Origin of the sequence: Niveibacterium sp. (assembly GCF_041909475.1) — a bacterium.
GTDB lineage: Bacteria > Pseudomonadota > Gammaproteobacteria > Burkholderiales > Rhodocyclaceae > Niveibacterium.
The window spans coordinates 42320-57197 of sequence record NZ_JAYRDJ010000027.1 but is presented as its reverse complement, the minus strand read 5'-3'; the positions used below and the strand labels follow the sequence as shown (position 1 = coordinate 57197).

At 66.2% G+C, this 14878-nt stretch carries 16 protein-coding genes; 11 read left to right on the top strand and 5 right to left on the bottom strand.

The genetic code is table 11. The annotated features are described in order from the left end of the window. Positions 1-132: 132 nt before the first annotated feature. The 7 genes from yedF to ACE3P0_RS16150 all read left to right on the top strand — a co-directional run bounded on the left by yedF (position 133) and on the right by ACE3P0_RS16150 (position 5662). Positions 133-486 (top strand): sulfurtransferase-like selenium metabolism protein YedF, encoded by a 354-nt coding sequence (yedF, locus tag ACE3P0_RS16180; RefSeq protein ID WP_374403762.1) that lies wholly within the window; start codon positions 133-135, stop codon positions 484-486. A gap of 55 nt (positions 487-541) precedes the next feature. Then, entirely contained in the window at positions 542-1189 is a 648-nt protein-coding gene (gene lepB / locus ACE3P0_RS16175; protein ID WP_374403761.1) for a signal peptidase I, read from the top strand. Between the two features lie 48 nt (positions 1190-1237). Continuing rightward, positions 1238-2248, top strand: coding sequence for an ABC transporter permease subunit (locus ACE3P0_RS16170; protein WP_374403760.1), 1011 nt, complete (start codon positions 1238-1240; stop codon positions 2246-2248). Between the two features lie 115 nt (positions 2249-2363). Continuing rightward, positions 2364-3230, top strand: coding sequence for an ABC transporter permease subunit (locus ACE3P0_RS16165; RefSeq protein WP_374403759.1), 867 nt, complete (start codon positions 2364-2366; stop codon positions 3228-3230). Further along, on the top strand, positions 3227-3706 hold the full coding sequence (locus ACE3P0_RS16160) for a GNAT family N-acetyltransferase (protein ID WP_374403758.1): 480 nt from the start codon (positions 3227-3229) through the stop codon (positions 3704-3706). Before ACE3P0_RS16165 ends, ACE3P0_RS16160 begins: the two co-directional genes overlap by 4 nt. Then, positions 3693-4694 (top strand): oligopeptide/dipeptide ABC transporter ATP-binding protein, encoded by a 1002-nt coding sequence (locus ACE3P0_RS16155; RefSeq protein ID WP_374403763.1) that lies wholly within the window; start codon positions 3693-3695, stop codon positions 4692-4694. The genes ACE3P0_RS16160 and ACE3P0_RS16155 overlap by 14 nt, the downstream gene beginning before the upstream one ends. Beyond that, positions 4691-5662, top strand: a complete 972-nt coding sequence (locus tag ACE3P0_RS16150) for a dipeptide ABC transporter ATP-binding protein (protein WP_374403757.1) — start codon at positions 4691-4693, stop codon at positions 5660-5662. The genes ACE3P0_RS16155 and ACE3P0_RS16150 overlap by 4 nt, the downstream gene beginning before the upstream one ends. Here ACE3P0_RS16150 and metE read toward each other — a convergent pair. Beyond that, a complete protein-coding gene (metE, locus tag ACE3P0_RS16145; RefSeq protein WP_374403756.1) occupies positions 5654-7957 on the bottom strand; it encodes a 5-methyltetrahydropteroyltriglutamate--homocysteine S-methyltransferase in 2304 nt (767 codons plus the stop codon). The genes ACE3P0_RS16150 and metE overlap by 9 nt on opposite strands. A 143-nt stretch (positions 7958-8100) precedes the next feature. On the opposite strand from metE, the gene ACE3P0_RS16140 reads away from it, so the two are divergent. Further along, complete coding sequence (locus ACE3P0_RS16140; protein WP_374403755.1) at positions 8101-9021, top strand: LysR family transcriptional regulator; 921 nt, start codon at positions 8101-8103, stop codon at positions 9019-9021. 16 nt (positions 9022-9037) lie between these two features. Here the strand turns inward: ACE3P0_RS16140 and ACE3P0_RS16135 are convergent, their stop codons facing one another. Beyond that, complete coding sequence (locus ACE3P0_RS16135; RefSeq protein ID WP_374403754.1) at positions 9038-9409, bottom strand: hypothetical protein; 372 nt, start codon at positions 9407-9409, stop codon at positions 9038-9040. Positions 9410-9599: 190 nt separating this feature from the next. Beyond that, on the bottom strand, positions 9600-10763 hold the full coding sequence (gene metK, locus ACE3P0_RS16130) for a methionine adenosyltransferase (RefSeq protein WP_374403753.1): 1164 nt from the start codon (positions 10761-10763) through the stop codon (positions 9600-9602). A 203-nt stretch (positions 10764-10966) separates the two neighbouring features. Between metK and ACE3P0_RS16125 the strand changes: the two genes are divergently transcribed. Together ACE3P0_RS16125 and ACE3P0_RS16120 are read left to right on the top strand one after the other, a co-directional pair. After that, on the top strand, positions 10967-11824 hold the full coding sequence (locus ACE3P0_RS16125) for a lysophospholipid acyltransferase family protein (RefSeq protein ID WP_374403751.1): 858 nt from the start codon (positions 10967-10969) through the stop codon (positions 11822-11824). Positions 11825-11843: 19 nt separating this feature from the next. Then, positions 11844-12719 (top strand): lysophospholipid acyltransferase family protein, encoded by an 876-nt coding sequence (locus ACE3P0_RS16120; RefSeq protein ID WP_374403750.1) that lies wholly within the window; start codon positions 11844-11846, stop codon positions 12717-12719. Here the strand turns inward: ACE3P0_RS16120 and ACE3P0_RS16115 are convergent. Beyond that, entirely contained in the window at positions 12713-12937 is a 225-nt protein-coding gene (locus ACE3P0_RS16115; RefSeq protein WP_374403749.1) for a hypothetical protein, read from the bottom strand. The genes ACE3P0_RS16120 and ACE3P0_RS16115 overlap by 7 nt on opposite strands. Between ACE3P0_RS16115 and ACE3P0_RS16110 the strand changes: the two genes are divergently transcribed. Continuing rightward, entirely contained in the window at positions 12922-13521 is a 600-nt protein-coding gene (locus ACE3P0_RS16110; RefSeq protein WP_374403748.1) for a GNAT family N-acetyltransferase, read from the top strand. The genes ACE3P0_RS16115 and ACE3P0_RS16110 overlap by 16 nt on opposite strands. On the opposite strand, the gene pelG is transcribed toward ACE3P0_RS16110, so the two are convergent. Then, on the bottom strand, positions 13508-14878 hold the full coding sequence (gene pelG / locus ACE3P0_RS16105; protein ID WP_374403747.1) for an exopolysaccharide Pel transporter PelG: 1371 nt from the start codon (positions 14876-14878) through the stop codon (positions 13508-13510). The genes ACE3P0_RS16110 and pelG overlap by 14 nt on opposite strands.

Below are 14878 nucleotides of genomic sequence, written 5' to 3'. Positions count from 1 at the left end.
GTACGCAAGGAAGTGAAGAACTACAAAATGGCCGCCGTGCCGGTCAGCCACTTCCTCTCCAAGGTCGACCTCGCGAAATAGCCATCGCGCCGGACGCCCGGCGCAACCACCTTTGAACAGGAGCATCGGAACATGCCCAACAACCCCTACGCCAACACCGTCATCGTCGTCGGTAACGACGGCCTCGGCCACGGCGACGACACACTGCGCCGCAAGGTGATCGGCACCTACTTCCGCACCCTGTTCGAGAGCGGCAACCTGCCCCAGGCGATCCTGTTCTACACCCGCGGCGTGCTACTCTCGGCCGACGATTCGCCCTGCCTCGCCGAACTGAAGGCGCTCTCTGATGCCGGCGTACCGCTGATCATCTGCCGCACCTGCCTCGAGTACTTCAAGCTGATGGACCGCGTCGCCGTCGGCGAGATCGGCAACATGCTGAACGTGATCGAGGCGCAGGGCGCGGCGGAGAAGGTCATCACGCTGTAATGGCGGGAACGCCGGCGGCCTGGTGTACTTCCCCCTTTTGGAGAGTTCCGCTCGGATGAAGCAACCGTTCTTTTTGGCGTACTGGCTTGTCCTCTTGGCCGCATCCGCTATCTGCGGAAGCGCATTTGCGCAGAGGTCCTTGTCAGTTGGATCGCACTCCATGGAGCCCACCCTTCGGCAAGGGTCTCAGGTGACGATCGACGTCGTCGGAGCGCTTTTTTACGTTCCGCGCAGGGGAGATCTGGTCGTCTTCCAGCCCCCTCATATCGATAAGCCGCAGTTGTGGATAAGTCGCATCGTGGGGATTCCAGGCGATACGGTTGAATACTCCGATGACAAGAAACTCTCGATCAACGGAAGCGCCGTCGGCCGAGTGAGTGTTGGCGAGTTCCAATCTGTCGCAACAGCCGGAAATGCCGGTTTTCCAAAAGAGCCCCAGCAGATGTTCGAAGAGACGCTAGACGGCTCCCGATATCGAGTCGTGTTTGATCGGAGCGTTCCGGGGCTAAGGGTCGATAGCATGGATTGGATCAATGCCCAGCGTGCGTGCACCCTGAGCAAAGCTGTCTTGCGATGCTCCGTGCCCCCCGACCACTACTTCGTGTTGAGTGATAACAGAGATCGAGCAAACGATGGCCACTACTGGGGGCTCCTTCCCACCTCAAATATCGCTGCGCAAGTCACAAAGACCTCCTCCAACTGACAGCTGGACGCCCGCGCCCCACTTGCTATCACGCCACCAAACATCCGCATGGTCGCCTTCCTCCTCAAGCGCCTCGCCGTCGTGATCCCGACCTTCATCGGCATCACGCTGCTGGTCTTCTCGCTGATCCGCATGATCCCCGGCGATCCGGTCGAAGCGTTGTCGGGTGAGCGGGGCATGGAGCCGGAGCGCTACGCGCGGCTGATGCACGAGTTCGGGCTGGATCGGCCGCTGCCGGTGCAGTACGGCGAGTTCGTGTGGCGGGCGCTGCATGGCGACTTGGGTTTCTCGATCGTCAGCCATGAGCCGGTGCTGCGTGAGTTCCTCGACCGCTTCCCCGCCACCCTGGAGCTGGCGTTGTGCGCGATCCTGTTCGCGATGCTGATTGGCATTCCAGCCGGCATGCTGGCAGCGGTTAAGCGCAACACGCCGGTCGATTACGGCGTGATGGGGGTGTCGCTGGCGGGTTACTCGATGCCGATCTTCTGGTGGGCGCTGCTGCTGATCCTGTTCTTCTCGGTGCATCTGGGCTGGACGCCGGTATCCGGCCGGCTCGACATCCTGTTCGACCCGCCCAGGGTCACCGGGCTGATGCTGATCGACGCGTGGCTCTCCGGCGAGGAAGGCGCGTTCCGCTCTGCCGCCTCGCACCTGATCTTGCCGACCATCGCGCTCGGCACGATTCCGCTCGCAACGCTCGCCCGCATGACCCGCAGCGCGATGCTCGAAGTGCTACGCGAGGACTACATCCGCGCTGCCCGTGCGAAGGGGCTATCGCCCTTCAGGGTGGTGGTGAAGCACGCGCTGCGTAACGCGCTGATTCCTGTCGTCACCGTGCTTGGGCTGCAGGTCGGCGTGTTGATGGGCGGCGCGGTGCTGACCGAGACGATCTTCGCCTGGCCCGGCATCGGCAAGTGGCTGATCGAGGCAATCCACCGCCGCGACTACCCGGTGGTTCAAGGCGGCATCCTGCTCACGGCGACGCTGGTGATTGTCGTGAACCTCGTCGTGGATCTGCTCTACGGCGTCATCAACCCGCGCATCCGGCATCCAAGATGACTACCAACCTGGAAGCCTTGCCGCGGATCACGCGGATACACACGGATTTCAAACCGATGAATCCGCGAAGCTTGATCCGCGTTCATCCGCGAAATCCGCGGCGGAGCTCTTCGTCGTGAAGCCCTCCCACCCCCTCTTCGACCTCTGGCGCGATTTCGCGCGCAACCCCGGCGCCGTGGGCGGCCTCGTCGTCGTGCTCGCGCTGGTGTGCTGCGCGCTGTTCGCCGACGGGCTCGCGCCGCATTCGCCCATCGAGCAGTACCGCGACGCGATCCTGACACCGCCCGCCTGGGCCGAAGGCGGGCGTGCCGAGTTCCTGCTCGGCACCGATCCGGTCGGCCGCGATCTGCTGTCGCGCCTGATCCACGGCGCACGCCTGTCGCTGGGCATCGGCCTCGTGTCGGTGTCGCTGTCGCTCGGCTTCGGCATCCTGCTGGGGCTCGTCGCGGGGTTCTCGCGCGGCTGGGTCGGCACTGCCGTGATGCGGCTGATGGACATCCTGCTCGCCCTGCCCTCGCTGCTGCTCGCCGTCGCGGTCGTCGCGGTGCTGGGGCCGGGCCTGATCAACGCGATGTACGCCATCGCGATCGTGCTGCTGCCGCACTACGTTCGTCTCACGCGTGCCGCGGTGGTCAGCGAGCGCGACAAGGAATATGTGCAGGCCTCGCGCATCGCAGGCGCCGGCACGCTGCGGCTGATGTTCATCACGGTGCTGCCGAACTGCCTCGCGCCGCTGATCGTGCAGGCGACGCTGGGCTTCTCTACCGCGATCCTCGACGCGGCCGCGCTCGGCTTCCTCGGCCTCGGCGCGCAACCACCGGCGTCCGAATGGGGCGCGATGCTCGCCGGCGCGATGGAGTTCATCCAGTCCGCGTGGTGGGTCGTCACCCTGCCCGGCATCGCGATCTTCATCGCGGTACTGGCCTTCAACCTGATGGGAGACGGGCTGCGCGACGCGCTGGACCCGAAGCTGAAACGATGAGCGAAGACAGGATTCGTTTGCGCCGCATGGCGCTACAGGACGCGCCTATGGTCTCCGCGCTCTCCGGCGAGCTTGGCTACCCGACCGACACCGCGCGCATGATCGCGCGCCTCGCTGCGATTCTGGACCGCGAAGACCATGCCGCCTTCGTCGCGACCCGCGGCGACACGATCCTCGGCTGGGGGCACGCCTTCGTGTGCCAGTTCGTCGAGAGCGATGCCTTCGTCGAGATCGGCGGGCTGGTGGTTGGCGAGGCTGCGCGCGGGCAAGGCGTGGGTAGCAAACTGGTGGAGGCAATCGCCGGCTGGGCGCGCACGCAAGGGGTGGCTGAGGTTCGTGTGCGCTCCAACATCAAGCGCGGCCGCGCGCATGCGTTCTACAAATCGCGCGGCTTTGTCGAGACCAAGGCGCAGCTGGTGTTCGCCCGGTCCTTGCTGCAGCCGGTGCAGGATGAGGCGAGTGATGGCGCTGCTTGAGGTACGCCAGCTGCGCGTCGAATTCGGTGCGGCAGGCCAGCCGCTGCACGCGGTCGGCGGGCTCGACCTGACGCTGGAAGCCGGCGAAGTCGTCGGCCTCGTCGGCGAATCGGGCTCCGGCAAGAGCGTCGCGTCGCTCGCGCTGATGGGCCTGGTCGACGCGCCCGGCCGCGTCAGCGCCGAGCGGCTCGCCTTCGACGGTCGCGACCTGCTCGCGATGCGCCCCGCCGAGCGCCGCCGCCTGCTCGGGCGCGACATCGCGATGATCTTCCAGGACCCGAGCACCAGCCTGAACCCCTGTTTCACGATCGGCGATCAGATCATCGAGACGCTCGCGGTGCATGAAGGCGGCTCGCGGCGCAGTCAGCGCGTGCGCGCAATCGAACTGCTGCAGCAAGTCGAGATTCCGGACGCTGCGCGGCGCCTTGATGCCTATCCGCACCAGCTTTCTGGCGGCATGAGCCAGCGCGTGATGATCGCGATGGCGATCGCCTGCAACCCGCGCCTGCTGATCGCCGACGAACCCACCACGGCGCTGGATGTAACGGTGCAGGCCCAGGTGCTGCAGCTGCTGCTGCGCCTGCAACGCGAACGCGGCATGGCGCTGCTGCTGATCACGCACGACCTTGCGGTGGTGTCGGAAGTGGCACAACGGGTGGTGGTGATGTACGCCGGGCAAGTGATGGAGACGGGCACCGTGCCTGCGATCTTCACGGCGCCACAGCATCCCTACACGCGCGCATTGCTTGAGGCCCTGCCAGAACACAACCGCGGCGGCGAACGCCTGCAGAGCCTGCCCGGTGTGGTGCCAGGGCAGTTCGACCGCCCCGCCGGCTGCCTGCTCGCGCCGCGCTGCCGCTTTGCCGAAACGCGTTGCAGCGCCGAACGCCCCGCTCTGGTGGCGCGTGGCGTCGGCACCGTGCGCTGCCACTTCCCGCTCGACGCGCAGGGCGCATCGCAGGGCCACAGCGCCGAGGCGTCGCCATGAGCGAGATCCTGTTCGAAGCGCGCGATCTGAGCCGGCACTATCTGGTGCCGCAGGGGCTGTTCCGCCCCAAGGCGGTGGTGCGCGCGCTGGACGGCGTGAGCTTTGGCGTGATGGCGGGCCACACGCTGGCGGTGGTCGGTGAATCCGGCTGCGGCAAGAGCACGCTGGCGCGCCAGATCACGATGCTCGAAACGCCGACCGCCGGCACGCTGGTACTCGACGGCCACGACCTTGCTACTGCCTCTAAAGCCACACTGCGGCAACTGCGGCCGATGGTGCAGATGGTGTTCCAGAACCCCTATGCGAGCCTCAATCCGCGCAAACGCATCGGCAGCATCCTGGAAGAGCCGCTGAAGATACACACCACGTTCGATGCAGCAGAACGCGCCGACCGCGCGCGAGCAATGATGGCCCGCGTTGGGCTCAGGCCCGAGCACTACGAGCGCTATCCGCACATGTTCTCGGGCGGGCAACGGCAGCGTGTGGCGATAGCGCGTGCGCTGATGACGCAGCCCAAGCTGGTGGTGGCCGACGAACCGGTTTCCGCGCTAGATGTGTCGATCCAGGCGCAGGTGCTCAACCTACTGATGGATCTGCAGGCAGAGACGAACGTCGCCTACGTGTTCATCTCGCACAACCTCGCGGTGGTCGAACACATTGCTGATGAAGTGATGGTGATGTACCTCGGCCGCGTTGTCGAACAAGGGCCGGCGAGAGCGGTGTTCGACACCGCGCTACACCCCTACACCCGCGCGCTGCTCGCCGCCACGCCGCGACTTGATCCGGCGGAACGTGGCGAACGCGCGATCGTGCGCGGCGAACCGCCATCACCCCTCGCGCCGCCGCGCGGCTGCGCCTACGCCAGCCGTTGCCCGTTGGCGCAGGCGCGCTGCCGCGACGAAGCACCGCAGCTACGCGAGCTTGGCGGCCACCGCGTGGCCTGCCATTTCGCCGAAGCCTCAGGCTGAGACCGGCTCGCTCGCTGGCGCGCTGATGTGCTCAGCGAGCCTCGCACGCATCGCGTGTGCAGCGCGCACCATTGCAGCGAGTGCGGCTTCGGTTTCGGGCCAGCCGCGCGTCTTCAGACCGCAATCCGGGTTGACCCACAGCCGCCCGACCGGTACGACTGAACACGCTCGCTCGAGCAGATGCAGCATGTCAGCCTCCGACGGTATGCGCGGCGAGTGGATGTCGTAGACACCCGGCCCGATCTCGTTCGGGTACTCGAACTCGCCGAAAGCATCGAGCAAGGCCATGTTGGAGCGCGAGGTCTCGATCGTGATTACGTCCGCATCCATCGCAGCAATCGCGGGCAAGACGGTGTTGAATTCCGAGTAGCACATGTGGGTGTGGATCTGCGTCTCGTCGGCAACCCCGCCGGCCGCAAGGCCGAAGGCCTGCACCGCAGCCGCCAGTGCCGCACGCCAAGCGCTTTCCTTCAGCGGCAGTCCTTCGCGGAAGGCCGGCTCGTCGATCTGGATGATGCCGATTCCGGCGGCCTCGAGATCCAGCACCTCGGCGCGAATCGCCAGCGCAAGTTGTTTGAGCACCGCCTCGCGCGGCAGGTCGTCGCGTACGAATGACCACTGCAGCATCGTCACTGGGCCGGTCAGCATGCCCTTCACCGGCTTCGCGGTCAGCGACTGTGCGTAGCGCGCGGTGTCGACGGTCATCGCTTCCGGCCGCCACACATCGCCGAAGATCAGCGGCGGCTTCACGCAACGCGAGCCGTAGCTCTGCACCCAGGCATGCTCGGTGAAGGCAAAGCCGCACAGCTTGTCGGCGAAGAACTCGACCATGTCGTTGCGCTCGGCTTCGCCGTGGACGAGCACATCGAGCCCCAGCGCCTCCTGCCGCGCAATCGCATCGGCGATCGCCTCGCGCACGCCACCGAGGTAAGCCAGTTCGCCCAGCTCGCGCCGCTTCCAGGCCGCCCGCAGCGCACGGATCGCTGGCGTCTGCGGGAATGAGCCGATCGTCGTGGTCGGCAGCAAGGGCAGCTGGAAGCGTTTGCGCTGCGCCGGCGCGCGTCTGGCGTAGGGGCTCGCGCGCCGGGCCATCTCCGGGCGGATTGCGGCGACACGCTCGCGCACCGCGTTGACCTGAACCCGCGGCGAATGCTGACGCGACTGGCACGCCGCACGTGCGACAGCCAGTTCAGCCGCGACCGCGTCAGCGCCGTGGTCCAGCGCGCGTGCAAGCACGGCGAGCTCGGCAAGCTTCTCGTCGGCGAAGGCAAGCCAGTTGCGCAGCTCCGCATCGAGCCGCGTTTCCTGCTGCAGCGTGAGCGGCACATGCAGCAGCGAGCATGATGGCGCCAGCCACAACCGATCGCCCAAGCGCGCATGCAGCGGCTGCAGCACGGCGAGTGCGGCGTCGAGGTCGCAACGCCAGACGTTGCGCCCATCGACGATGCCTGCGGACAGCACCCAGTGGCGCGGTAGCCGCGGCAGAAAGACCTGCACCTGCGCAGGGGCGCGCACCAGATCGAGGTGCAAGCCGTCGATCGACAGCTTGAGGATCGTGTCGGCATGCGCGCTGACACTATCGAAGTAGGTGGCAAGCAGGCGTTTGGGCCCCTGCGCGGCGAGTTGCGTGTACACCGGCGCGAAGGCCGCCAGCCAGTCGGCCGGCAACTCCAGCGCGAGGATCGGTTCGTCGATCTGCACCCACTCGACACCGAGCCCTGCCAGTTCCGCCAGGAGGCTCGCGTAACACTCGGCCAGCTCGGCGGCGCGTGCCAGCAGACCATGGCCCGGCGTGGCGCTGCGCGAGAGGTAGAGAAAACTCAGCGGCCCGATCAGCACCGGCTTGGGCGCATGGCCGAGGGCCTGCGCTTCGCGCACTGCGGCCAGCAGCACCGATGCGTCGAGCCGGAAGGGCGTATCGGCCTCAATCTCGGGTACGAGATAGTGGTAGTTGGTGTCAAACCACTTGGTCATGTCGAGCGCGGGCTGCGATGGCGTGCCGCGGGCCAGCGCAAACACCGCATCGAGGCCATTCGCCAGCTCACCGAAACGGGCCGGCGTGGCGCCGAACATGCGTGCGTGGTCCAGCATCGGGTCGTAGAAGCTGAAGTCGCCGACGGTGACGCGAGTGAGGCCGGCGTTCTGTTGGCGTTGCCAGTTCGCCACGCGCAGGCCCGCGCCACACGCTTCGAGCGCGGCGGAGTCAGTTTCGCCGCGCCAGCAGGCCTCAAGCGCGAACTTCAGCTCGCGCTGGGCGCCAATGCGCGGGTATCCAAGGGTGTGAATCGTTGTCATGCGGAGCCTCCGGGCTGCGTGCCCGCCAGAAACGGTCGGGCGCATCAATGTCGTGTTGGGTCATGCAGTCTCGGATGCACCCGAACATTCATCAATCGCAAGTTTTTCCGATAGACTTGAATGTAATTCATACAGAGAGCACCATGCTGGAGCTCCGCCATCTGCGTTCCCTGATTGCGATTGCCGACAGCGGCAAACTGGCAAGCGCTGCCGAACGGGTGCATCTGACCCAATCCGCGTTGTCGCATCAGATCCGCAACGTCGAGGCGCACTTCAGCATGGCGCTGTTCCAGCGCACGCCGGGTGGCTTGCGCTTTACCGCGGCGGGCGAGCGCCTGCTGCGGCTGGCGCGCGAGACCATCGCTGCAGTGGGCGAAGCGGAGCGCGACCTGATGCGGCTGCGCGACGATCAGCGCGGGCAGTTGCGCATCGTGCTCGAGTGCCACACCTGCTTTGACTGGCTGATGCCGGTGATGGATGAATTCCGGCGCCGTTGGCCGGAAGTGGAAGTCGATCTGGTGGCCGGTTTCCATGCCGACCCGATGGGCCTGCTCGACGCGGATCAGGCGGATCTGGTGATCGGCGCAGCCCCGACACCGCGACGCGGCCGCATCACTGCACCGCTGTTCCGCTTCGAGATTCTCGCGGTACTGCCGAACGACCACCGCCTGCGCAGCAAGCGCCGCCTGAGCGCGGAGGATTTCGCCGGCGAAACGCTGATCACCTATCCGGTGCCCGAGGAACGCATCGACCTGATCCGGCAGGTGCTGCAGCCGGCCGGCATCCAGGTCGAACGCCGCACGACCGAGCTGACGGTCGCGATCATGCAGTTGGTGGCGAGCCGGCGCGGTGTCGCCGCATTACCGAACTGGGGCGTGAAGAACTATGTGGACTACCAGTACGTCACCGCAAAGCCGATCGGCCCACACGGTTTGTGGTCGGAACTGCACGCCACCGCACTCGAGCCGCTGATGCAGCGCCCGTTCGCGCAGGACATGCTCGCGATCATCCGCGAACGCTGCGCCGCCACGCTGGACGGCATCGCCCTGCTCGGCGCGCGCTGAACGCGCGCCGACCGCCTCAGGCTGGGCTGCCGCAGAAGGCGTCGAGTTCCGCCGCGGTCAGCGGGTCCAGTTCGATATTCGGCAGTTCGTCCGCAATGCGTGCGGTGAGTTCTTCACGGCTGCCGAACAGCACCAGCTCACCCGGCAGCACACAGGCGTACAACACGGGATCGCCCATGCTGACGACGCGCCAGCGTTTGCCGACGCGCTGCGGTGTGAGCTGGATCAGATGGCCTTTCGGGTCATCGATTTCCTTGAAACCAGTGACGCGCTCGCCATCGTTTGTCTGCACGAACAGGCCGCCCAATCCACCGAGAATCGTCTCGGCGAGGCCGTGATGTCTTCCGGGGGGCAGCAACACGCCACTGACAGGCATCGCCACATCCATGATCGCCTCCTTCCTGCTCGGGCACGATCAAACTGCCCAGCAGGCTTTCAGTGTATGCGCTGCAGCAATTCAACCCTAGGTGTGCACACCCAAATCCCCGTCAATTAATGCACGGCACTGTTGCTGCAATGCAAAAAGGCGGGCTGTCTCTCGACAGCCCGCCTTGCGCGGTTCAATCTGGGCGTTTGGCTTAGCGGCCGGCTTCGGCGCGCAGCGCCTCGGCCTTGTCGGTCGCTTCCCAGGTGAATTCCGGCTCGTCGCGGCCGAAGTGGCCGTACGCAGCCGTCTTCTGGTAGATCGGGCGCAGCAGATCGAGCATCTGGATGATGCCCTTCGGGCGCAGGTCGAAATGCTCCTGAACCAGCTTGGCGATCCGGTCGTCCGGAATCACGCCGGTACCTTCGGTGTAGACCGTCACGTTGATCGGCTTGGCGACACCGATCGCGTACGACAGCTGAACCTGGCACTGACGCGCCAGCCCGGCGGCGACGATGTTCTTTGCCACATAGCGCGCGGCGTAGGCGGCCGAGCGGTCAACCTTGGTCGGATCCTTGCCCGAGAACGCGCCGCCACCGTGCGGGCAAGCACCGCCGTAGGTGTCGACGATGATCTTGCGGCCGGTCAGGCCACAATCACCCTGCGGGCCGCCGATGACGAAACGGCCGGTCGGGTTCACCAGGTACTTCGTATCCTGCAGCAGCTCGGCCGGGATCACCGCCTTGATGATGTCCTCGATCACCGCCTCGCGGATCATCTCTTGCGTGATGTCCGGCGAGTGCTGGGTGGACAGCACCACGGTATCGATCGAGTGCGGCTTGCCGTCGACGTAGCGGAAGGTGACCTGGCTCTTTGCGTCCGGGCGCAGCCAGGGCAGGCGGCCGTCCTTGCGCAGCTCGCTCTGGCGCTGCACCAGGCGGTGTGCGTAGAAGATCGGCGCCGGCATCAGCTGCGGCGTTTCATCGCAGGCGTAGCCGAACATCAGGCCCTGGTCGCCGGCGCCGGTGTTCAGGTGATCGTCCGACGCATGGTCGACGCCCTGTGCGATGTCCGGGCTCTGCTTGTCGTAGGCCACCAGCACCGCACAGCCCTTGTAGTCGATGCCGTAGTCGGTGTTGTCGTAGCCGATGCGCTTGATCGTGTCGCGCGCGACCTGGATGTAATCCACGTTCGCATGCGTCGTGATCTCGCCGGCCAGCACAACGAGGCCGGTGTTGCACAGCGTTTCCGCAGCGACGCGTGCGTAGCGGTCCTGCGTGAAGATCGCGTCGAGAATGGCGTCCGAGATCTGGTCAGCCACCTTGTCCGGATGGCCTTCCGAGACGGACTCGGAGGTAAAGAGGAAGTCTTGGCTCATGGCGCGCTCCAAATGAAAAAACCCCGTTGCTGCCGTCGCGGCCGGCTCCGGGGTTTCGAGCGGGCGACGCTTTAGCAGAATTTTCGAAGCCTGCGACAGGCCCCGGCCCGCCCTGCAAGTTGTCGGTTTAACTCGGCGGATCGGCTATTATCCCTCGGGCCCGAAAGCCCGGTCAAACGCCGACCGGGTTCCCACCTTCCGCAATGAACACCTTCTTACGCCTGCTCGGCTATCTACCGCTCTTGTTGCTGCATTGGCTCGGTGCCGGCATCGGCCTGCTCGTATGGGTCGTATCCGGCCGCTACCGCCGCACGCTTGCCGCCAATCTGGGGCAGGCGCTGGGTCGCCCGGCCCGTACCGGCGAATGCCTCGCCAACGCGGTCGAGGCCGGCAAGGGCGCGTTCGAGACCGCGTGGGTGTGGAGCCGCCCACAGGCAACACTCGTCCGCGCGGTGCGCACCACGGCACGCTGGCAGGCGGTGCTCGATGCGCAGGCCGCCGGCCGCGGCATCGTGTTCGTGACGCCGCATCTGGGCTGCTTCGAGATTTCTGCACAGTATTTCGCTGCCGTGGCGGGGCCGATCACGGTGCTGTTCCGCCGCCCGCGCAAAGCAGTGCTCGCGCCGCTGATGGATGCCGGCCGCAACCGCGGCCGCATGCGCGCGGTGCCGGCCGACGCCGCCGGCGTGCGCCAGTTGCTCAAGGCGCTGCGCGCCGGTGAGGCGATCGGCATCCTGCCCGATCAGGTGCCGCGCGAAGGCGAAGGCATCTGGGCGCCCTTCTTCGGCCGCCCCGCCTACACGATGACGCTGGCCGCACGCTTCATCGGCAGCAACGGTGCGCCGGCCTTCCTCGCCTTCGCCCGCCGCCTGCCCTGGGGCCGCGGCTTCGAACTCGACTGCGCACCGATCGACTTGCCGGAAGGCGCCGCCGAAGTGCGCGTCGCGGCGCTGAACGCGGCGCTTGAACGCACGATCCTGACACGCCCTGCGCAGTACCTGTGGGGTTACAACCGCTACAAGTGCCCGCCCGGCGTAACCCCGCCAGCGAGCCAAGCCTGAAGGACCGGGGGACCAACCGATGAGCCGACTCGTCGTCGCTTTCCTGTGGCTGTTCCACTGGCTGCCACTGCCGCTGCAAGCGGCGTTCGGCAACCTGCTCGGCTGGCTGCTGTACTGGCTGGTGGTGCCACGCCGGCGCGTGGTGCAGACCAACCTGCGCCTGTGCTTCCCGCAGATGCCGCAGCGCGAGCGTTCGCGGCTGGCGCGCGCGCACTTCATGTACGTCGCGCGCAGTTTCCTCGAACGTGGCGTGCTGTGGTTTGCGCCCGCCGCGCGCATCCGCCGTCTCGTAAAGGTCGAGGGGTTGGAACACCTCAAGACCGTCATCGACAGCGGTACGCCGGCGATCTTGCTGGTGCCTCATTTCTGCGCGCTGGACGCCGCCGGCACCCGGCTGGCGACGGAAGTGAACTGGGTCAGCATCTATTCGGCGCAGAAGAACAAGGTGCTGGAGCGCTGGCTGCTGCATGGCCGCACGCGCTTCGGCAAGCAGGTGCTGTTCTCGCGCCAGGAAGGCGTGCGCCCGGTGATCAAGAAGCTGCGCGAAGGCGGCTATGGTTTCTTCTATCTGCCGGACCAGGATTTCGGCCCGCGCGACTCGATCTTCGTGCCCTTCTTCGGCGTGCAGGCCGCCACCGTGCCGGGCCTGCCGCGCATCGCCCGCATGGCACGCGCACAGGTGCTCAGCGGCATCATCCGCATGCAGCCGCGGGGCCGAGGCTACGAACTGACGATCGGGGCGCCGTGGCAGGATTTCCCGAGCGACGACGAATACGCCGACACGCTGCGCATGAACCAGGAACTGGAGCGCCATGTACTGACCATGCCGGCGCAGTACTACTGGGTTCACAAGCGCTTCAAGACGCGTCCGGAAGGCGAAGCCGGCTTTTACTGATCGGCCCGCGTGTCGTGCGCGGCGAGCCGGCGGATCGCGAGCGGAATCGCCGCGCTGCCGGCCAGTGCAAGCGCTGACACCACCAAGGCCAGCGCGGCGCCGTCGGCGGCGAGCCAGCCCTGTGGCTGCCACAGACCGAGCGCCGTGAATGCGGCCGCGAGCCCGCAAACGAGTGCGGCCAGCAGCATCAGCAAAGGCATCCATGGCACAGACGACATACCTCGATTCTGACATGCCGCACGCGGACAACCGCTGGATCAACCTGCGGCCGCCGCTGCCGGACGACCTGCCAGCGCTCGCTGCGGCACTCAAACGCAGTCGGCGTTTGCACCACCCGTGGGTGCGGGTCGATACGAGCGACGTCGCGCTGACCCGCTGGATCGCGCGCAGCGCCGATGCGGACTTCCAGAGCTTCGTCGCGTTCGATCGCAGCAGCGGCGCGCCAGCGGCGATCTTCAACCTGAGCCAGATCTTCTACGGCCCGTTCTGCAACGCCTACCTCGGTTACTACGCGCTCGCCCCCTACATCGGCCATGGCTGGACGCGCGCGGCGCTGCCGCTGTTGCTCAAGTGTGCGTTCGGCGCCATGAAGCTGCACCGCATCGAGGCCAACATCCAGCCGGCCAACCTCGCCTCGATCGCATTGGTGGAGGGCGGCGGTTTCCGGCGCGAGGGCTTCTCGCCGCGCTACCTGAAGATCGGCGGCCGCTGGCGCGACCATCTGCGCTACGCGATCACGGCGGAGGACTGGCGCAGCCAGCGCGCCCGGCCACGCGCGCCGACACCGCTCACTGCAGCATGAAGGTTTCGTATTCGAGCCGGTCGAGCCGGCGATCGAGCATCACCAGCCCCACCGCCAGCGCGATCAGCGTCGCCAGCGCGTAGCCATAGCCGTAGTAAGGCGCGCCGAGGCGCAAGGTGAGCGCAGTCAGCACGAGGTTGCTGGCGAGGAACACGCAGCACAGCCACAGGATGATGCGGCGCTGGTCGAGGTAGAAGAACACGTTGAGCAGCGCCAGCAAACCGACCTGCAGGCTGGCACCGACGGTCTGGATGTAGAACAGCGACAGGTACAGCTCGGAAATACCCAACGCGCGCAACGCCGCCGGCCCCGCGACCAGCGCAACCAGCACCGCGATGGTCTGGATCTTCGCAATCTCCAGCAACCCCTGCCGAATCGCATAGAGCATCTCGTCGCGCATCGTTTCGATGTATTCCAGCGAGCCGCCGCTGCGCACCGCTTCGTAGAAACGGTCGTAGTACTCGACGAAGTCCGTCTCGATGCGGACCAGGAACACCGCCATGCCCGGGATGATGAACAGGTAGGCCATGAACACCGGCAGGTCGTAGATCACCGATGCGCGCAGCGGGCCGATGACGAGATCGGAGGTGTCGGGGAAGAACCAGAACATGAACTTGTCCGCCCACACGCCGACGTTGTAGAGCAGGCCGATCCACATCAGCGAGGGGTAGCGCGATTCGCGCCGCGCGAACTCGAAGGACACCAGTTGCGGCGAACGGAAGTCCCACGCCGTCAGCATCCACATGCCGGCCAGCATGACGAACTGGCCGAAGACGAAACCCGCCAGCAAGCCATTCAGCCCCCACGGGCGTGCGAGCAGCGCCGATGCCACCACGATGCCGTAGCCCACGGCATACAGCGCAACGATCTGGCGATACATCTTCAGCCCGCTGAGCAGGATCGTCGCGATCCAGATACCGCACATCAGCGCGAAGCCCGCCAGCATCAGCACGCGGTACACCACCGCGAGGCCGGAGAACAGCGTGAGCGCGAGCACCAAGCCGACGCCGCCGGCCGCCATCAGCGTGACCAGCAGGATGCCGTTGAGGTTGGAGAAGACCAGCGTGTCCTTGCGCTCGAACAGGCGATCCGACACGAAACGGGTGAAGGCGAGCTGCAGGGCGCCGGTGAAGATCAGCGAAGCGGCGATCAGGTAGGTCACCGACACCTGGAACTGCGTGACGAGGAAGTTCGGCACCACCACCGCATGCGAGAGCATGCCGACGATCAGGATGCCGACGATGGACAGCACCCACGGGCCGGAGCCGATCACGCCCGCATAGGCGTAGGCCTGCAGGATGCCGAGCAGGTTGTCCTTGCGCAGCAGCTTGCGCAGTTCGAAGCCGATGCCCGCCAT